This window comes from Bradyrhizobium sp. SZCCHNRI3052 (genome assembly GCF_032484895.1).
In the GTDB taxonomy this organism is placed as follows: Bacteria; Pseudomonadota; Alphaproteobacteria; order Rhizobiales; family Xanthobacteraceae; genus Bradyrhizobium.
In genome coordinates this window covers 313,011-330,392 of record NZ_JAUETW010000004.1, presented here as the reverse complement: position 1 = coordinate 330,392, position 17,382 = coordinate 313,011, and the positions used below count along the sequence as shown (strand labels likewise).

The 17,382-nt window shown below is 66.4% G+C and carries 18 protein-coding genes; 8 read left to right on the top strand and 10 right to left on the bottom strand.

Features of this window, described 5'->3' with window-relative positions; genetic code table 11:
• Positions 1-64: 64 nt before the first annotated feature.
• The 3 genes from QW887_RS15155 (at position 65) to QW887_RS15145 (ending at position 4,557) form a co-directional block, all read left to right on the top strand.
• Positions 65-1,603 (top strand): YifB family Mg chelatase-like AAA ATPase, encoded by a 1,539-nt coding sequence (locus QW887_RS15155; protein ID WP_316194669.1) that lies wholly within the window; start codon positions 65-67, stop codon positions 1,601-1,603.
• A 103-nt stretch (positions 1,604-1,706) separates the two neighbouring features.
• Positions 1,707-2,186 (top strand): hypothetical protein, encoded by a 480-nt coding sequence (locus tag QW887_RS15150; protein WP_316173458.1) that lies wholly within the window; start codon positions 1,707-1,709, stop codon positions 2,184-2,186.
• Positions 2,187-2,322: 136 nt separating this feature from the next.
• Positions 2,323-4,557: a PAS domain-containing hybrid sensor histidine kinase/response regulator gene (locus QW887_RS15145; RefSeq protein WP_315716782.1), complete on the top strand. Its 2,235-nt coding sequence runs from the start codon at positions 2,323-2,325 to the stop codon at positions 4,555-4,557.
• A 48-nt stretch (positions 4,558-4,605) separates the two neighbouring features.
• On the opposite strand, the gene coaA is transcribed toward QW887_RS15145, so the two are convergent.
• The 7 genes from coaA to hisB all read right to left on the bottom strand — a co-directional run bounded on the left by coaA (position 4,606) and on the right by hisB (position 9,372).
• Entirely contained in the window at positions 4,606-5,562 is a 957-nt protein-coding gene (gene coaA, locus QW887_RS15140; RefSeq protein WP_315716783.1) for a type I pantothenate kinase, read from the bottom strand.
• 33 nt (positions 5,563-5,595) lie between these two features.
• Entirely contained in the window at positions 5,596-5,919 is a 324-nt protein-coding gene (locus tag QW887_RS15135) for a phosphoribosyl-ATP diphosphatase (protein ID WP_315716784.1), read from the bottom strand.
• Positions 5,920-5,996: 77 nt separating this feature from the next.
• The gene (gene hisF, locus QW887_RS15130; protein WP_315716785.1) at positions 5,997-6,773 is read right to left on the bottom strand and encodes an imidazole glycerol phosphate synthase subunit HisF; all 777 of its coding nucleotides are present in this window, start codon (positions 6,771-6,773) and stop codon (positions 5,997-5,999) included.
• A gap of 11 nt (positions 6,774-6,784) precedes the next feature.
• Complete coding sequence (gene hisA / locus QW887_RS15125; RefSeq protein WP_315716786.1) at positions 6,785-7,519, bottom strand: 1-(5-phosphoribosyl)-5-[(5-phosphoribosylamino)methylideneamino]imidazole-4-carboxamide isomerase; 735 nt, start codon at positions 7,517-7,519, stop codon at positions 6,785-6,787.
• A 60-nt stretch (positions 7,520-7,579) separates the two neighbouring features.
• A complete protein-coding gene (gene hisH, locus QW887_RS15120; RefSeq protein ID WP_315716787.1) occupies positions 7,580-8,230 on the bottom strand; it encodes an imidazole glycerol phosphate synthase subunit HisH in 651 nt (216 codons plus the stop codon).
• Positions 8,227-8,751 carry a DUF2628 domain-containing protein gene (locus tag QW887_RS15115; RefSeq protein ID WP_315716788.1) on the bottom strand — a complete coding sequence of 175 codons (525 nt, stop codon included), beginning with the start codon at positions 8,749-8,751 and terminating at the stop codon, positions 8,227-8,229. Before QW887_RS15115 ends, hisH begins: the two co-directional genes overlap by 4 nt.
• Positions 8,752-8,778: 27 nt before the next feature.
• Positions 8,779-9,372 (bottom strand): imidazoleglycerol-phosphate dehydratase HisB, encoded by a 594-nt coding sequence (hisB, locus tag QW887_RS15110; RefSeq protein WP_315716789.1) that lies wholly within the window; start codon positions 9,370-9,372, stop codon positions 8,779-8,781.
• Positions 9,373-9,567: 195 nt separating this feature from the next.
• On the opposite strand from hisB, the gene hslV reads away from it, so the two are divergent.
• From hslV to QW887_RS15090, 4 genes are all read left to right on the top strand, one after another.
• Positions 9,568-10,128: an ATP-dependent protease subunit HslV gene (hslV, locus tag QW887_RS15105; protein ID WP_315716790.1), complete on the top strand. Its 561-nt coding sequence runs from the start codon at positions 9,568-9,570 to the stop codon at positions 10,126-10,128.
• Positions 10,129-10,131: 3 nt separating this feature from the next.
• Positions 10,132-10,731, top strand: a complete 600-nt coding sequence (locus QW887_RS15100) for a DUF2585 domain-containing protein (RefSeq protein ID WP_315716791.1) — start codon at positions 10,132-10,134, stop codon at positions 10,729-10,731.
• 51 nt (positions 10,732-10,782) lie between these two features.
• Complete coding sequence (hslU, locus tag QW887_RS15095; RefSeq protein WP_315716792.1) at positions 10,783-12,087, top strand: ATP-dependent protease ATPase subunit HslU; 1,305 nt, start codon at positions 10,783-10,785, stop codon at positions 12,085-12,087.
• A gap of 234 nt (positions 12,088-12,321) precedes the next feature.
• Positions 12,322-13,443 (top strand): hypothetical protein, encoded by a 1,122-nt coding sequence (locus QW887_RS15090; protein WP_315716793.1) that lies wholly within the window; start codon positions 12,322-12,324, stop codon positions 13,441-13,443.
• A gap of 3 nt (positions 13,444-13,446) precedes the next feature.
• On the opposite strand, the gene QW887_RS15085 is transcribed toward QW887_RS15090, so the two are convergent.
• From QW887_RS15085 to QW887_RS15075, 3 genes are all read right to left on the bottom strand, one after another.
• The gene (locus tag QW887_RS15085) at positions 13,447-14,022 is read right to left on the bottom strand and encodes a Smr/MutS family protein (RefSeq protein WP_315716794.1); all 576 of its coding nucleotides are present in this window, start codon (positions 14,020-14,022) and stop codon (positions 13,447-13,449) included.
• A 12-nt stretch (positions 14,023-14,034) separates the two neighbouring features.
• Positions 14,035-15,615, bottom strand: coding sequence for a murein transglycosylase A (locus QW887_RS15080; protein ID WP_315716795.1), 1,581 nt, complete (start codon positions 15,613-15,615; stop codon positions 14,035-14,037).
• A gap of 169 nt (positions 15,616-15,784) precedes the next feature.
• Positions 15,785-16,486: a Tim44/TimA family putative adaptor protein gene (locus QW887_RS15075; RefSeq protein ID WP_315716796.1), complete on the bottom strand. Its 702-nt coding sequence runs from the start codon at positions 16,484-16,486 to the stop codon at positions 15,785-15,787.
• A 385-nt stretch (positions 16,487-16,871) separates the two neighbouring features.
• On the opposite strand from QW887_RS15075, the gene secB reads away from it, so the two are divergent.
• Entirely contained in the window at positions 16,872-17,360 is a 489-nt protein-coding gene (secB, locus tag QW887_RS15070) for a protein-export chaperone SecB (protein WP_315716797.1), read from the top strand.
• Positions 17,361-17,382 lie beyond the last annotated feature (22 nt).

The window sequence follows — 17,382 nt, the reverse complement described above, 5'->3', positions numbered from 1 at the left end:
GTTCCCGTATTGTTCTTGCGAACGATGCCGGCTTCCGCTAGCCTCCTTGTCCGGGAGGGGCATCATGGTCCAGCGCGTTTCCACCGTCGCCTTCGAGGGGATCGAGGCCCGCGCGGTCGACGTGCAGGTCCAGGTCGCGCCGGGGCTGCCGGCGTTTGCGATCGTCGGATTGCCGGACAAGGCCGTGTCCGAGGCGCGCGAGCGGGTCCGTTCGGCGCTGATCGCTTCGGGCCTGGCGCTGCCGGCGCGGCGCATCACCGTCAACCTGGCGCCAGCCGACGTGCCCAAGGAAGGCAGCCATTACGATCTGCCGATCGCGCTCGGCCTGATGGCCGCGATCGGGGCCATTCCGCCGGATGCGCTCGGCGGCTTCACGGTGCTCGGCGAGCTCGGACTCGACGGCTCGATCGCGCCGGTTGCTGGCGTGCTGCCGACGGCGATCGGCGCCAATGCGCGCGAGGAAGGATTGATCTGCCCGGCCGCCTGCGGCGCCGAGGCGGCGTGGGCGAGCCCGGACCTGCAGATCATCGCGGCGAGCTCGCTGATCCAGATCGCCAACCATTTCAAGGGCACGCAGGTGCTGTCGCGGCCGCAGCCGAAGATCCAGGAGGCACCCGCCAGTCTGCTCGATCTGCGCGACATCAAGGGCCAGGAGAGCGGCAAGCGCGCGCTCGAGATCGCGGCCGCCGGCGGGCATCATCTGCTGATGATCGGCTCGCCCGGCGCCGGCAAGTCGATGCTGGCGGCGCGGCTGCCCTCGATCCTGCCGCCGCTGTCGCCGGCGGAGCTCTTGGAAGTCTCGATGATCGCCTCGGTCGCCGGCGAGATCGAGGGCGGCGCGCTGACGTCGCGACGGCCGTTCCGCAGCCCGCATCATTCCGCGAGCATGGCGGCGCTGACCGGCGGCGGCCTGCGCGCCCGCCCCGGCGAGATCTCGCTGGCGCATCAGGGCGTGCTGTTCCTCGACGAGCTGCCGGAGTTCGATCCGCGCGTGCTGGATTCGCTGCGCCAGCCGCTGGAGAATGGCGAGGTCTCGATCTCGCGCGCCAACCACCGCGTCACCTACCCTGCCCGCTTCATGCTGGTCGCGGCGATGAATCCGTGCCGCTGCGGCAACGCCTTCGAGCCCGGCTACGCCTGCAAGCGCGGCCGCATCGACCGCTGCACCGCCGACTACCAGATGCGCATCTCCGGCCCGCTGATGGACCGCATCGACCTGCGCATCGAGGTCCCCGCCGTCACCGCCGCCGACCTCATCCTGCCGCCCGCCAAGGAAGGCTCGGCCGAGGTCGCCGCCCGCGTCGCCGCTGCACGCGACCTGCAGCGCGAGCGCTATGCCAAGGCCGGCCTGCCACACATCCGGACCAACGCCGAGGCCCCCGCCGCCGTGCTCGACGAGGTCGCCAGGCTGGATGCGCCCGGCCAGAAGCTGCTGCGCGAAGCCGCCGAGACGATGCGGCTGTCCGCCCGCGGCTATCACCGCGTGCTGCGCGTGGCGCGGACGCTCGCCGATCTCGACCACACTGATGCGATCGGCCGGCTGCATCTGGCCGAGGCGCTGTCGTATCGCGCGCTGGCGGAGGACAATCGCCACGCGGCGTAAGGGCGCCCCCTCCCCCTCAACACTCTGGTAACGACTTCTCTTTACGCTCCGACAACCATAAGGCCCGCGTTCCGTCATTAGGCCTGCCCCGTCGGTGCGTATCATGTTGCGTTTCAAGGTCCTTGTCTCGGCCGTGCCGCTGATCGCGGCCGCAGTCATCGCCAGACTCGAATTGGCGCCCTCCCCGCAGCCCTGCATTGCCGTCGGCGCCGACAGCATCTCGCGCGGCTCGGCGCCGTTTACCGCCGATCTCCATGTCGACTTCACCGATGACCCGGCGCTCGCCACTATCAGCGTGGCGCTGGCCGACAGTCCGGAGACGGCCGATTTCGTCGTGGTCGACGATGTGCTCGCCAAGGAGGATCGTGGCTGCGGCATGACTGCCGCGACCGCGGTCGTCGCGATCGCCGCCGATCCGCATCCTGACGTGCCCCGAATCCATCTCGCCAAGGACAGCGCAGCAGATGCTCACGCCGACGATCGCATCCACGTCCGCTCCAGCCACGCCACGGCGCGAGACGCCGCCGCGCTCATCGTCTCGGCCCGCGGCCATGACTCACCGCCCGCCGATCCGGTTCTGTGAGTCGGGCTAACGCCCGGTTCACCATCTCAGCACGGCTTCATCGCGCGTGCAGACCTTTCAAAGTCTCAGCAATACCGACGCCGCATGGTGCGGGCCGGCCATGACATTGGGATCGAAATCGTCGGGGGTGATCGAGATGGGACCGATTTTTCACGTCAGGCTGCGCCTGCGCCGGTTCATGCGCCGTCACCGGACCATCTTCGCCATCCTGCGCTCGCTGATGATCTTCTCCGCCGGCTTCGGCGGCGCGTACGGCTTCATCAAGGCCAGCATCTCCGACAACTCCGGCTATAACCCGCACACGTTCGCGATCGGCGCCAGCTTCCTGTTCGCGCTCGCCTGCGTCGGCCTGGCCACGCTCAGCATGCGGCTGCGCTTCGTCGCCAGGAAGATGCACAAGATTGCGCTCCACAACGAGGTGCTGGCCGACCGGAACTGGGAGCTGCAGGAAGCCGAGCAGCGCGCCCGCAATCTGTTCGAGCAGCAGGGCGACCTCATCGTCATGCGCGCGCGCGACGGCAGCATCATCTTCGTCAACGACGCCTATTGCCGGATGGCGGGGATAGATCGCGACAACCTGCTCGGCAGCGCGTTCACCTTTGAGCTGATCGAGCAGGGCGACAGCGCGCTGGAGCCGAACGGCACGCGCGTCCACGACCAGCGTATCGAGAGCGCGATCGGGCCGCGCTGGATCGCGTGGCGCGAGGCGCTGGTGCGTTCCGACGCCGGCCAGCCCGCCGTGCTGCAATGTGTCGGCCGCGACGTCACCGACCGCACCGAGACCGAGCGGGCGCTGGCGGAGGCGCGCGACCAGGCCAATGCCGCGAACCGCGCCAAGTCGCGGTTCCTGGCGATGGCGAGCCATGAGATCCGCACGCCGCTGAACGGCATCCTCGGCATGAGCGGGCTGCTGCTCGAGACGCAACTGACGCCGGAGCAGACGACCTACGCCAAGGCGGTCCGCACCTCGGGTGAGGCCTTGATGTCGCTGATCGACGAGCTGCTCGACTATTCCAAGATCGAAGCGGGCAAGCTGGCGCTCGAGGCGCAGCCGTTCTCGCTGGCGGCGCTGATCGAGGAGATCACCGAGCTGCTGGCGCCACGGGCACAGGCCAAGCAACTGGAGATCGCGGCCTATCTCGACGAGCGGCTGCCGACCTGGGTGACGGGCGACGCCGCGCGGCTGCGCCAGGTGCTGCTCAACCTCGCCGGCAACGCCATCAAATTCACCGCGACGGGCGGCGTTGCCCTGATCGCCGAGCCCGGCATCTGGCCGAACGAGATCAGCTTCCAGGTGTGCGACACCGGCATCGGCATCGCAGCCGACGCGCAGGAGCGCATCTTCCGCGAATTCGAGCAGGCCGACGACAGCGTGGCGCGCAGCTTCGGCGGCACCGGGCTTGGCCTTGCGATCTCGGACCGGATCGTCAAGCGGATGGGCGGCCGCATCGCGCTGCAGAGCGCGCTCGGCGCCGGCTCGACCTTCGAGGTGTCGGTGCCGCTGCCGCCGGCGCTGGAGCGCGGCGAGCAGAACAGCTTCCGCGGCCCCGATCTCGCAGGACGGTCGATCATGCTGGTCGCGCCGGCCGGGCTGCAGGCCGAGCTGATCGAGCGGCGCTTGCAGAACTGGGGCGCGCAGACCTGCCTGGTCGCCGAGGCCGAGGTGGCGGAGGCCCTGCTGCCCGAACGCGCCTGGCACGCCGTGCTGGTCGACGACAGCATCGGCGGCGATGAATCGCTGCGTGTGGGCGGGGTCGCGCGACATCATACGACGCGGCTGATCGTGCTGGTGACACCGGCGAGCCGCCACGAGCTGGCGCCAGGGGCGCCATTCAACGGCTATCTCGTCAAGCCGCTGCGGGCCGCCTCGCTCGCCGCGCGCGTGAGCTTCGACACCGACGGCACGGTCATGGCCGACGATCCGATCCCGACCATCGCGCCGCCGATCGCGGCCCAGGCCGGCGCGGGACTGTCCATCCTGGTCGCCGAGGACAACGACATCAACGCACTGCTGATGCGCTCGCTGCTGAGCAAGCTCGGCCACCACGCCGACATCGCCGTGCATGGCGAAGCCGCGCTGGACTCCTGGCTCGCGGCGCGCTCGGCCGGCGCGCCCTATGATCTGATCCTGATGGACGTGCAGATGCCGAAGCTCGACGGCATTGCCGCCGCCAGGCGCATTCGCGCGATCGAGGCCAGCGAGCCCGGCGGGCGCACCCCGATCCTGGCGCTCACGGCCAATGCCCTGGTCGAGGACCGTTACGCCTGCTTCGAGGCGGGCATGGATGGGTTCCTGGTCAAGCCGATCGATCGCGACAAGCTCGACGAGGCGCTGGCGAATCTGGCGGCGGCGCGACAGGTGCCAGCGTAGGTCATTAGTTGGAGCGGATCAGCTCGGCGCCGCGCTCGCGGGCCCCGCTCACAACCGCCTGAGCGCCACCGTCTCGATCTCGTGATCCGCGCCCTTCTTCAGGATCAGGGTCGCACGCGGCCGTGTCGGGAGGATGTTGTCCTCGAGATTGGCCAGGTTGGTGCGCTCCCAGATCGCGATCGCGGTGGCGATGGCCTCCTCGTCCGACAGCAGCGCGTAGCGGTTGAAGTAGGACCGCGGATCATGGAACGCCGTGTCGCGCAGCGACAGGAAGCGCTTGACGTACCATTTGCGCAGGATCGCCTCGTCGGCGTCGATGTAGACCGAGAAGTCGAAGAAGTCGGAGACGACCGGTACGGCCTGGCCATCGCGCGGCAGCGGTCCGGTCTGCAGCACGTTGACGCCTTCGACGATCAGGATGTCCGGCTGGTCGATCTCGGCCCACTGATTGGGGACGATGTCGTAACTCAGATGGGAATACACCGGTGCGCGCACGGGATGGCGGCCGGCCTTGATGTCGGAGAGAAAACCGAGCAGCCGCGGCAGGTCATAGCTTTCCGGAAAGCCCTTCTTCTGCATCAGGCCCTGCCGCTCCAGCACCGCGTTCGGATACAGGAAGCCGTCGGTGGTGATGAGATCGACCTTGGGCCGCGGCGACCAGCGGGTCAGCAACGCCTGCAGCACGCGCGCAGTGGTCGACTTGCCGACCGCCACCGAGCCGGCGACGCCGATGATGTAGGGCATCTTACGGTCGCGGATGCCGAGAAACTGGCGCTGCGCGTAGTACAGCCGCTGCGCCGCATCGACATACATCGACAGCAATCGCGACAGCGGGAGGTAGATGTCCTCGACCTCCTGAAGGTCGAGACGATCGTGCATCGACCGCAGCTTGGAGAACTCGCCGGGCTCCAAGGTCATCGGCGTGTCGTTGCGCAGCTCGGCCCATTGTTCGCGCGTGAAGACGCGGTACGGATTATATTGTTGTTCGGTGGTGCGCATGTCCATGACGCTGCCCTTCGTTTCCCCCGCCGTCGCGCCCTACTCCGTCTTGCGCGACGCCTTTTCTTCCAGCCCCGATTGGCCGGTCCGCTTGCCAAGCGCCGCCTCGACCTCCTCGAGCCGGACGTCGCGCGACTTCAACAACACCAACAGATGAAACAGCAGGTCGGCGCTTTCGGAGATCAGATGCTCACGGTCGGTGCCAAGTGCGGCGATGACCGTCTCGACCGCCTCCTCGCCCATCTTCTTGGCGCATTGCGGCGGGCCCTTGTCGAGCAGCTTGCGCGTATAGGACGCCTCACCGCCCGCCGCGGCGCGCGCGTCGATGATGGCAGCCAGGTCGTGAAGCGTGAAGCGGGACATCAGCCGGTACTCGGAACGCCTGCCCGACCACGGCGGCCGGACCAGCGTTCATCTAACATTTTTGCGACGCAATGTCGTCAGGGATCGAGCCGCATCGGCAGCCCCTGGCGCACCATGTGCTCCTTGGCCTGCCGGATGGTAAATTCCCCGAAATGGAAGATTGACGCCGCCAGCACCGCGGTCGCGTGGCCCTCGCGGATGCCGTCCACCAGATGATCGAGGTTACCGACACCGCCGGAGGCGATCACCGGCACCGGGACGCTGTCGGCGACTGCCCGGGTCAGCGGCAGGTCGAAGCCCTGGCGGGTGCCGTCGCGGTCCATCGAGGTCAGCAGGATCTCGCCGGCACCGAGCGCGACCACCTCCTGGGCGTATTCCAGGGCATCGATGCCGGTCGATTTGCGGCCGCCATGGGTGAAGATCTCCCAGCGGCTGCCGCCGCCCGGCCGCGACACGGACTTGGCGTCGATCGCCACCACGATGCACTGCTCGCCGAACTTCTCGGCCGCCTCCTTGACGAATTCGCGCCTGCTCACCGCGGCCGAATTGATCGAAACCTTGTCGGCGCCGGAACGCAGCAGGGTCTTGATGTCGTCGATGGTGCGCACGCCGCCGCCGACCGTGACCGGCATGAAGCAGGCCTCCGCCGTGCGCCGGACGACGTCCAGCATGATGCCGCGGTTCTCATGGGTGGCGGTGATGTCGAGGAAGCACAGCTCGTCGGCGCCGGCCGCGTCATAGGCGATCGCGGCTTCGACCGGATCGCCGGCATCGCGCAGATTGACGAAGTTGACGCCCTTGACGACTCGTCCGTCCTTGACGTCGAGGCAGGGAATGACACGGACCTTGAACATCCTGTTTCCTCCTACGCACGCGCCGCGCGGATCAGCGCCAGTGCTTCCGCGGGATCGAGGCGGCCGTCATAGAGCGCGCGGCCGGCGATGGCGCCTTCGAGCTTTTTCGCCCGCGGTGTCAGCATCGCCTTGACGTCCTCGATCGAGGCCAGGCCGCCGGAGGCAATCACGGGAATCGAGATGGCGTCACCTAGCGCGATCGTGGCATCGAGGTTGAGGCCCTTGAGCAGGCCGTCGCGCGCGATGTCGGTGAAGATGATCGCGGCGACGCCGGCGTCCTCGAAACGCTTGGCAATGTCGAGCGCGGTCACTTCGGATGTCTCGGCCCAGCCCTCGACGGCGACCTTGCCGTCGCGCGCATCGAGCCCGACGGCGACGCGGCCGGGGAAGGCCTTGGCTGCGGTCTTCACCAGCTCGGGATCGCGCACCGCCGCGGTGCCGATGATGACACGGGTGATGCCTTTGCTGAGCCAAGCCTCCACCGTCTTGAGATCGCGGATGCCGCCGCCGAGCTGCACCGGCATCTTGACGACTTTCAACATCGCTTCCACGGCGTGCGCATTCATCGGCTTGCCGGCGAAGGCGCCGTCGAGATCCACGACGTGGAGATAGTCGAACCCCTGGTCGGCGAAGCTCTTGGCCTGCGCGGCGGGATCGAGGTTGAACACGGTGGCGCGCGCCATGTCGCCCTGCTCCAGGCGCACGCACTGGCCGTTCTTCAGATCGATGGCGGGAAACAGGATCATGTCAGTTGTCTTTCAAGAGCGCACCCTGCCCGCCTGTTGCGGCGAACAGGACGAAAGCGCTCACGGCTTCCACTTCAGGAAGTTGGAAATGAGGGCGAGACCGAAACGCTGGCTCTTCTCGGGATGGAATTGGGTGCCGATCGCGGTGTCCTTGCCGACGATCGCGGTGACCGGTCCGCCGTAGTCGGCGCGTGCCAGAACGTCGCTCTCGTTGACGGCATTCAAGTGATAGGAGTGCACGAAATAGGCGTGCAGGCCCTTCGGTCCGAGCGGCAGCCGCTCCAGCACCGGATGCTCCTGCACCATATCGAGCGTGTTCCAGCCCATATGTGGGATCTTCAGGCTCTCGTCACGAGGGGCGATCTTCTCGACGTCGCCGGCGACCCAGTTGAAGCCGTCGGTGGTGACGTGCTCCTTGCCGCGCGTCGCCATCAGCTGCATGCCGACGCAGATGCCGAAGAACGGCCGCGCCTTGTGGCGTACGGCTTCGGTCATCGCCTCCAGCATGCCGTTGACGGAGTCGAGGCCACGACGGCAGTCGGCGAAGGCGCCGACGCCGGGTAACACGATGCGATCGGCGCGATAGACCGTATCGGGATCGCGCGTCACGACGACCTTCTGCGGATCCGCCATGCCGCGCGCGGCGCGCTCGAACGCCTTGGCGGCGGAATGAAGATTGCCAGAGCCGTAATCGATGATCGCAACACTCATCGTCCACCTCCGGGTTCGGGAAACAAGCCAATGATGCTGGCATGCGGCAGCGGCGGCGGGTGCTGCCCATTGCCATTGTCGCGTGTCGGCGGCGCCGCGCCGCGATCGACGGTGTGATTGTCGTAGCCGAGCGTGCTGCGCCGGGCGGCCCAGCGCTCGAAGAAGCGGCGCTCGGCGGCATCGAGATCGTCGGCGACGACGACGTCGATCTGGCGCCAATTGCCGCGCGAGTAGCTCCAGCGCTTCAGGCTCGAGGCTTCGAGCCCGAGCAGGATCGCAAGCAACAGATCGATGCCGGCAATCGCGCCGCCGCTGACGCCGACGCGCGCCAGGATGACGTCGAGCGCGATCATCAGCACGGCCCAGACGAGCATCGCAAGCCAGAGACGATGCCAGGCCAGCCAGACGGCGCCGAGCACGGCGGCCCAGAAATGGAAGCCGTCGCGGATGAAGACAAAGCGATCGGTCGAACGCAGATCGACCCCGGCGGCCAGGGGAGCGTGAACCGTATAGACGGGCATGTCGATAATCCCTTGGGAGGAGGGAGGTCAGCCGCCGAGCTGACCCTTGGTGGATGGCACTTCGCCCTGATTGCGAGGATCGATCGCAAGGGCTGCGCGGAGGGCCCGCGCCAGACCCTTGAAGCAGGATTCGGCGATATGATGGGCGTTCTCGCCGTACAGCGTCTCGACATGCAGGGTGATGCCGGCGTTCATGGCAAAGGCGTTGAACCACTCGCGCACCAGCTCGGTGTCGAACTCGCCGATCTTGTCGCGCGCAAAGGTCGTGCGGAATACCAGCATCGGCCGGCCCGATACGTCGATCACGACGCGCGTCAGGGTCTCGTCCATCGGCATGTGGATCGAGGCGTAACGGGTGATGCCGGCCATGTCGCCGAGCGCCTGACGCACGGCCTGGCCGAGGGCGATGCCGACATCCTCGGTGGTGTGGTGGAAATCGATATGGAGGTCGCCGACCGCCTTGACGGTCATGTCGATGCGGGAATGCCGGGCCAGCAGATCCAGCATGTGATCGAAGAAGCCGATCCCGGTCGCGATGTTCACGACGCCGGTGCCGTCGAGGTTCACGGACACCTCGATCTCGGTCTCTTTGGTCTTGCGCTTGATGGTCGCGCTACGCATGGGGTCAGCTTTCCCTTGAAAACGCGGCCCTTTTATCAGGCGGATGACACCTTAGCTACTGCGGGATGACCCCCATGAGGCCTGATCTCGGGCCATGGTGAGCGGATTTCAAGACCGGGTCGGGCAGGGCAGGGACCCGGTAATTGTATCCCGACGCCTGAGCGCCTAAATCAGGGCATCAACCAGGGATCCCCCATGCACGCATCCTCGAACGAGCCCACCGTCTGGCACGGCACCACGATTCTGACCGTCCGCAAGGGGGGCAGGGTGGTGATCGGTGGCGACGGCCAGGTCTCGATCGGCCAGACCGTGATCAAGTCCAATGCCAAGAAGGTGCGCAAGCTCGGCAAGGGCGACGTCATCGGCGGCTTCGCCGGCGCCACCGCCGACGCGTTCACCCTGTTCGAGCGGCTGGAGAGCAAGCTCGAGCAATATCCGGGTCAGCTGACCCGGGCCGCGGTCGAGCTCGCCAAGGACTGGCGCACCGACCGCTATCTGCGGCGGCTCGAAGCCATGATGATCGTGGCCGACAAGGAGGTCTCGCTGGTGCTGACCGGGACGGGCGACGTCCTGGAACCGGAGGCCGGCGTGATGGCGATCGGCTCCGGCGGCAACTATGCGCTTGCGGCCGCGCGTGCGCTGATCGACACCGACAAGGACGCCGAGAGCATCGTGCGCCGCTCGCTCGACATCGCCGCCGACATCTGCGTCTACACCAACCGCAACATCACCATCGAAGCGCTGTCGGCCGAGTAGACGATGACCGCGGACGAGATCGGCGCCCCGTCCCGGCATTGGTCCGGACCCTGGCTCATCCTGGCGCTCGGTCTGCTGGCGCTGCAGGCCGCACTGTTGTTCGCGATGGGCCGGCTGCCGATCTGCGCCTGCGGCACGGTCAAGCTGTGGCACGGCGTGGTGCAGAGCTCGGAGAACTCCCAGCATCTCGCCGACTGGTACACGTTCTCCCATGTCATTCACGGCTTCCTGTTCTATGCGCTGACCGCGCTGGTTCTGCCGTTTCTGCCGTGGCAGGGGCGGCTGATCATCGCGATGCTGATCGAGGGCGCCTGGGAGCTGGTCGAGAACTCCAGCTTCATCATCGAGCGCTATCGTGCCGCCACGATCTCGCTGGACTATTTCGGCGACAGCATCGTGAACTCGGTCGGCGATACGCTGGCGATGATGACCGGCTTCCTGCTGGCGCGGGTGCTGCCGGTCTGGCTGACCGTCGTGATTGCAGTCGCGTTCGAGATCGGGGTGGGCCTGCACATCCGTGACAACCTGACCCTGAACATCTTGATGCTGATCTATCCAACCGAGGCGATCCGGCAGTGGCAGGCCGGACCGCCGCTCCTGTGACGGCGGAAATCCGGCTTGCCCTCATCCCCGTCCGACCCTAGCTAGAGCCTCATGACCGACTTTTCACCCCGCGAAATCGTCTCCGAACTCGACCGCTACATCGTCGGCCAGGCCGACGCCAAGCGGGCGGTGTCCATTGCCTTGCGCAACCGCTGGCGCCGGCTGCAGCTCGATGCAGGCCTGCGCGAAGAGGTGCTGCCAAAGAACATCCTGATGATCGGGCCGACCGGCGTCGGCAAGACCGAGATCGCCCGGCGGCTGGCCAAGCTTGCGGGCGCACCGTTCCTCAAGGTCGAGGCGACCAAGTTCACCGAGGTCGGCTATGTCGGCCGCGACGTCGAGCAGATCATCCGCGACCTCGTCGAGGTCGCGATCGCCCAGGTCCGGGAGCGCAAGCGCAAGGACGTCGCCGCCCGCGCGCAGCTCGCCGCCGAGGAGCGCGTCCTCGACGCGCTGGTCGGCGCCAATGCGAGTGCTGCGACGCGCGACTCGTTCCGCCGCAAGCTGCGTGCCGGCGAGCTCAACGACAAGGAGATCGAGATCGAGACGCAGTCCTCCGGCGGCGGCTTGCCGATGTTCGAGATCCCCGGCATGCCGGGAGCCCAGATGGGCGCGATCTCGATCGGCGACATCTTCGGCAAGCTCGGCGGCCGCACCAAGACGCGGCGCGTGACGGTCGAGGCCTCGCACGACATCCTGATCGCGGAAGAATCCGACAAGCTGCTCGACAGCGAGCAGTTGGTGCAGGAAGCAATCAGCGTGGTCGAGAACAACGGCATCGTGTTTCTCGACGAGATCGACAAGATCTGCGTGCGCGAGAACCGCGCCGGCGGCGACGTCTCGCGCGAGGGCGTGCAGCGTGACCTGCTGCCGCTGATCGAGGGCACGACGGTCTCGACCAAGCATGGCGCCGTCAAGACCGACCACGTCCTGTTCATTGCCTCCGGCGCGTTCCACATCGCCAAGCCCTCGGACCTCTTGCCGGAGCTGCAGGGACGATTGCCGATCCGGGTCGAGCTGCAGGCGCTGACGCGCGACGACATGCGGCGCATCCTGACCGAGCCGGAGGCATCGCTGATCAAGCAATATGTCGCGCTGATGCAGACCGAGGGCGTGACGCTCGACATCACCGACGATGCGATCGACGCGCTCGCCGACATCGCGGTCGCGGTGAATTCGACGGTCGAGAACATCGGCGCGCGCCGGCTGCAGACGGTGATGGAGCGCGTGCTCGACGAGATCTCCTTCACGGCGTCCGATCGTAACGGCGAAACCATGCGCGTCGACGCTGCGTATGTGCAGCAACACATCGGCGACCTCGCCAAGAACGCGGATCTCAGCCGGTTCATTTTGTAGTCGGCTGCGCCTAGCAAGCGCTGAGCTTCTTCGCTCCGGCGCGGCGTCAAAATCCGCTGTCGTCCCCGCGAACGCGGGGACCCATAACCACCAAAGCTGATTGTGACTCACGATGGCGGCTCCAGCCTTGCCTCACCACGAACGGCGGCGGCTATGGGTCCCGGCTCAAGGCCGGGACGACAGTGGTGGACGGGGCGACGACCTCGTCTCCATCTATCACCGCTCGGACGCCGCATGACCGCCGCCTCCAGCAAACACTGGCGCCTGATGCTCGCCGTCAACGCCGCCGTGATGCTCGGCGTGTTCCTGCACAAGATCACGCTGCCGCCCTACATTCCGTACATCCATCTGCTGGTCGACTATCACTTCGGCTTCATCAAGCGCGCGCTGATCGGTGCCATGGTCGGCCTGTTCGCCGCGAAGGTGCCGGTCTGGCTGGTTTTCGCGCTGGCCGGTTGCGTCTGGCTCATCACCCTCGCACTGTTCGCACAGCTCTTCCGCCGCACGTTCGGCTTTGATCGCGCACGGCTGCCGCTGTTCATCTTCACCGCCTGCTCGCCGTTCGTGTTCAAGAACTTCCTGTTCACGCTCGGCCATTTCGACATCTATGGCTGTCTCGGCGCGATCGTCCTGCTGCTGGTGCCGGCGCGCACGCTGGCCTACGTGCTGCTTGCGGCATTGATCTCGGCCCTGCTCGTGCTGATTCATCACATCCATCTGCTGATGTACGTGCCGACCATCACCGCGATCGTCGTGCTGCGCTACTACCTGACACGTCCCCTCACTCGCCTGGATATTGCAGTCGGCGCTAGCGCGCTGCTCGGCCTCGGCGCGCTGTTCCTCGCGGCGCAATTCCTCGGCACCATGCCGCTGCCCGAGGTCGACTTCATGTCCTACTTGCGCTCCCGCATGGTCGATCCGTCGCGCACTGAGCTCTTGCAGTTCGCCTATGTCTGGTATCAGCCGCTCGCCAAGGAGGTGCAGGACACCTGGGCGCGGCTGCCGTCGAACCTGCTGGGCCTGCCCATCTATGCGCTGCTGCTGTGGCTGCACGCGCCGCTGTGGCGGAATCTCAAGGATCTCATCGGCGCCTTGGCTGACAAGCGCCATCGCCAGATCGTCATCGCCGCGCTGATCGTCATCAGCTCCGCTTACCTCGTCATGTTCGCCATGGTGTTCGACTATTCGCGCTGGATCTCGAGCTGGGTGGTCTGCATGGTACTGATGCTGCACGCGCTGAAGACGCTTCCTGCGACCAAGCCGATCACTCCGATCGACGCCGACGACCGCATGACGACGATCCTGGGCTGGATCGTCACCGCCGTACCGCGGATCGGGATCATCCGCCCGTTCTGACGCTCAGCCGCGGGCGCGCCTGATCCGGACATAGAGCGCGCCGGCGCCGCCATGGCCGACATGAGCCTCCTCGAAGCCGACGATGAGCGAGCGGAATTCCGGCAGGCTAAGCCAATGCGGCACCTGCCGCCGGAGCACGCCGCGTTCGGGATCCGCCCCGATGGTGCCCTTGCCGGTGATGACCAACACGAAGGTGAGACCGTCATGCTGGGCGCGATGCAGGAAATGATGCAGCGCCTGATGCGCCCGACTCTGGGTCATGCCGTGCAGATCGAGCCGCGCATCGATCTCGCTGCGGCCGCGCGACAGCTTCGACCGCTCCTTGCGGCCGAGCGAGACCAGCGGCGGGATCGCCGGCCGGGCCGGCTTGGGCACGACCACCGGCGCGACCGGCCGCGGTGTCATCATCGGCTTGTCCGGCTGCGGCTCGGCCGTCACCATCGGCGGATGCGGCCGCACCGGACGGTGCGTCTTGCGCAGCGGCTTGACCTGGCGCGCCACCGTCTCCCACAGGGTGCGCTCGTCCTCGGAGAGGCCACGCTTGCGACGGCCGCGCGGCGGCTCGGGATCTTCAGACATGGAGACGGCTTGTCATCGGCGGTTGCGATGGCGCCTGCCATAACGCAATCGGCGGATATTGCGATCACTTTCGATACGGGGGCGGGCCTCGGGCAGGGGCACGGGCTGCGGCGCCACAACGTTCTGCGCCACCGTGGTCGCCGGGATTGCGCTCGCGGCGGAAGCAGGGGCCTTCGCATCGTTGACCGAGGAGGCGGCGGCTTTGGCGGCCTCCTTCGGCAGCACCTGCGGAAACAGTTTCGCGATCTTCTCCGACGGGCGTGCATCCGGCAGCGGCATCTTGCGGCCACGCGCGACCGGATCGAGGCTCTTCGGCACCAGCATCACGAACTGGATGCTGTGCTTGAGACGGCCGGAAACCTTGCCGGCGTCCTGGCCGGCGCCGAAATAGAGATCGGCGCGCGCAGGTCCGACGATCGCCGAGCCTGTATCCTGCGCAATCATCAGCCGGTGGAACGCGGTCTTCGACTTCTCGGATTCGATCGGCAGCTCGCCGGTGATGAAGAACGGCGTGCCATAGACGTGCAGCGACTTGTCGACCGCGATCGAACGGCCGGGCGTCAGCGGGATGCCCTGCGCGCCGACCGCCTCGTCCTTCTCCGACAGCTGCACCTCGCGGAAGAAGATGTAGGAGCGGTTCATCCGCCGCAGCTCGTTGGCACCTTCCGGATTCTGCTCCATCCAGTCGCGGATACGCTGCATCGACATCTGCTCGCGCGGAATGATGCCGCGTTCGATCAGGATGCGGCCGACCGGTGTGTAGGGAAGGCCATTATAGGCATCGTAGTTGATGCGGATGGTCGAGCCGTCGTCGAGACTGATGCGCGCCGATCCCTGGATCTGGGCAAACAGCAGGTCAGTCTGATTCCTGAGCCACGCGATCTCCAGGCCGCGGCCCTCGATGGCGCCGTCCTCGATCTCCGCGCGGTCGTAATAGGGGACCAGCTTGCGCCGTCCGATCTTCCGATAGACGGGACCCTTGTTGGGCAGACTCGTCGCGTCCTGCTTAAAGCCACGGACGAACAGATTGGAGGGGCGACGATAGACCGGAACGTTGTAGACCTCGTTCTGGGTCCGCGAGCCCTCGATGACGGGTTCGTAGTAGCCGGTGACGAAGCCATCGGCATCGCCGAGCTTGGAGATCTTCAGCGGCTCGAAGTGCCGTTCGAAAAAGGCCCTTGCCGCAGCATTGTCGGCGAGATCGGTGGCCCGAGCGTCGCGACAGGGATCGCGCAGGGAATCGCCCAGCGGCTTGCCATCCGCCTTGGCATCCGGCGCTGCATCCGTCTTTGCGGCGATCGGCTTGCAGCTGGCGCGGAACGTCCGATAGGCCGCAAGCTGGTCGTCGTCGTTCCAGCCGGGCACGTCGTTCCAGGCCAATGGCAGGTACTGGCTGTTGCTGATCTCGAGCGGCCAGTCGAGTTGCGGGTAGGGCAGGTGGCGCACCGGGGGCGTCGCCGCCCGGTGGCGCGAGCGCACCGCCTCGGCCGCATAAGGGGCGAGCGCCACGGCGGCGACGCTCAGGGCGAGCGCCGGCGTCCAGTATTTCAGGCGATGAGCGGTGAAACCCCGCTTCCAAATTTCGCGAACCATGCTTGCACCATCAAAGTACCACTCAACGCGAAATTCAGAGAAAACGGGATGCTGAAAAGATCCGGGTCAAAAAGCCGAGGATGGACCTCGTCGTCCTCCTTGCAGAACTGGGTCGACATCGAGAGCGGGCGATCTCCCGATGTAGCGCCGGCGGCGGCAACCTATTCCATCAATGGCTGCCGGTGCCGACCAGCTTCCAATTGGGATCGCGCGAGCCGGTATCGCGGGCGAAAGTCCAGATGTCGGTGATGTCGGCGACCTTGTCCGGATTGCCGTCGACGATGTTGCCCCCCTTGTCGCGTGTCACCGAGATCATTTGCGAGACGAAGCGCACCGTCACCTGTGCGGTGCGGTCGCGCAGCTCGGCACCGACCAGTTCGGCGGTATCGATGGAGACGAAGCGGGTTTCGGTCTTCTGCTCCTGCTTCTCACGCTCCTTGATGACGGCGTCGAAACTCTCATAGACCTCGGACGACAACAGGTCGCGCAATGCGCGGCGATCGCCATTGGCGAACGCCAGCACGATCATCTCGTAGGCACTGCGCGCGCCGGTCAGGAAATGGCGCGGATCGAACGACGAGTCGTCGGCGACGATCGCGTCGAGGCCACGGGCGAGCGGTGTGCCCGGCTCGGCTAGGCCGCGCCAGCGATCGCCCGGCGCCGGCATCTCGCCGCCGGGGACCGCAGCCGAGGGATCGATGGGCTTGTTGGGAACCGGCATGACGTGGTTGTCCGGCGCGCCCTGGACCGCGTTTCGGGCGGCATGATCGAACGGCGTCCGCTCGCTCCCGGTGCGCTGCCCGAGCACGGCGCGCAGGCGGATGAAGATGAAGACCGCCAGCGCCAGGAAGATGATGGTATAAATGTCCACTTCGTGTTCGCTTTCTGACTTGTCGAGCCGAACGCGGAGCCCGGCCACCGGGCACCCGTTCTACAGGATCCAGGTAAAGACCCGTGAATCCCTCGGTCGACCCGGATGTAGTCATCGAATTGGGCCCGGCCAATGGCACATTGTGGCCCGGTGATCCTAACCCTTTTCCCTCTCAAGGGGAAATCCGATCGACCTTGGATTGGAACAGAGTAGGACGGTCGCTGGTTCCGCCCCCGGGCCGATGCGACAAATAGAGGCATGGCGGCCCGATCAACCGTCTGCCTCGGCCTTTCGCGGCGTCCGTGCCTCGTCCTTGTGGAACAAGCCGGCCCTATGGTAGCCACGCGCCGCAACGACCCGCCCTTTTTGCCTGGAGAACACTGCGATGACCAACGGTAACGGCGCCACTCCCGAGGCGGCTCCTCCTCCTCAACTGAACGTGCTGGCGCAATACATCAAGGATCTCTCGTTCGAGAATCCGAACGCTCCGCAGTCCCTGGCGCCGCAGGGCCAGCCGCCGCAGATCAACATCCAGATCAATGTCGGCGCCAATGCTCTGAATGACACCGAGTACGAGGTGACGCTGACGATCGAGGGCAAGGCCGAGAGCGGCAGCCAGGTGATGTTCAGCTTCGAGTTGGTCTATGGCGGCGTGTTCCGGCTGGTCAACATTCCGCGCGAGAACCTGTCGCCGATGCTGCTGATCGAATGCCCGCGCCTGCTGTTCCCGTTCGCCCGCGAGATCGTCGCCAATTCGGTGCGCGACGGCGGCTTCCCGCCGCTGATGCTGGACCCGGTCGATTTCGTCGGCCTGTACCGCCAGAACATGGAGCGCCAGGCGGCGGCCCAGGGCGGCCAGGTGCTGTCGAGCTGATCCGGTTCAGCTTACGATTGAT

Excerpts from the sequence above, each read along its gene's own strand:
- QW887_RS15145 (WP_315716782.1), top strand. The coding sequence starts at position 2,323 with ATGGGACCGATTTTTCACGTCAGGCTGCGCCTGCGCCGGTTCATGCGC.
- hslU (WP_315716792.1), top strand. The coding sequence starts at position 10,783 with ATGACCGACTTTTCACCCCGCGAAATCGTCTCCGAACTCGACCGCTAC.
- QW887_RS15150 (WP_316173458.1), top strand. The coding sequence starts at position 1,707 with ATGTTGCGTTTCAAGGTCCTTGTCTCGGCCGTGCCGCTGATCGCGGCC.
- hisF (WP_315716785.1), bottom strand. The coding sequence starts at position 6,773 with ATGTTCAAGGTCCGTGTCATTCCCTGCCTCGACGTCAAGGACGGACGA.
- secB (WP_315716797.1), top strand. The coding sequence starts at position 16,872 with ATGACCAACGGTAACGGCGCCACTCCCGAGGCGGCTCCTCCTCCTCAA.
- QW887_RS15080 (WP_315716795.1), bottom strand. The coding sequence starts at position 15,615 with ATGGTTCGCGAAATTTGGAAGCGGGGTTTCACCGCTCATCGCCTGAAA.
- hisB (WP_315716789.1), bottom strand. The coding sequence starts at position 9,372 with ATGCGTAGCGCGACCATCAAGCGCAAGACCAAAGAGACCGAGATCGAG.
- QW887_RS15135 (WP_315716784.1), bottom strand. The coding sequence starts at position 5,919 with ATGTCCCGCTTCACGCTTCACGACCTGGCTGCCATCATCGACGCGCGC.
- QW887_RS15155 (WP_316194669.1), top strand. The coding sequence starts at position 65 with ATGGTCCAGCGCGTTTCCACCGTCGCCTTCGAGGGGATCGAGGCCCGC.
- QW887_RS15100 (WP_315716791.1), top strand. The coding sequence starts at position 10,132 with ATGACCGCGGACGAGATCGGCGCCCCGTCCCGGCATTGGTCCGGACCC.
- coaA (WP_315716783.1), bottom strand. The coding sequence starts at position 5,562 with ATGGACATGCGCACCACCGAACAACAATATAATCCGTACCGCGTCTTC.
- hisA (WP_315716786.1), bottom strand. The coding sequence starts at position 7,519 with ATGATCCTGTTTCCCGCCATCGATCTGAAGAACGGCCAGTGCGTGCGC.
- QW887_RS15115 (WP_315716788.1), bottom strand. The coding sequence starts at position 8,751 with ATGCCCGTCTATACGGTTCACGCTCCCCTGGCCGCCGGGGTCGATCTG.
- hslV (WP_315716790.1), top strand. The coding sequence starts at position 9,568 with ATGCACGCATCCTCGAACGAGCCCACCGTCTGGCACGGCACCACGATT.
- QW887_RS15090 (WP_315716793.1), top strand. The coding sequence starts at position 12,322 with ATGACCGCCGCCTCCAGCAAACACTGGCGCCTGATGCTCGCCGTCAAC.
- QW887_RS15085 (WP_315716794.1), bottom strand. The coding sequence starts at position 14,022 with ATGTCTGAAGATCCCGAGCCGCCGCGCGGCCGTCGCAAGCGTGGCCTC.
- hisH (WP_315716787.1), bottom strand. The coding sequence starts at position 8,230 with ATGAGTGTTGCGATCATCGATTACGGCTCTGGCAATCTTCATTCCGCC.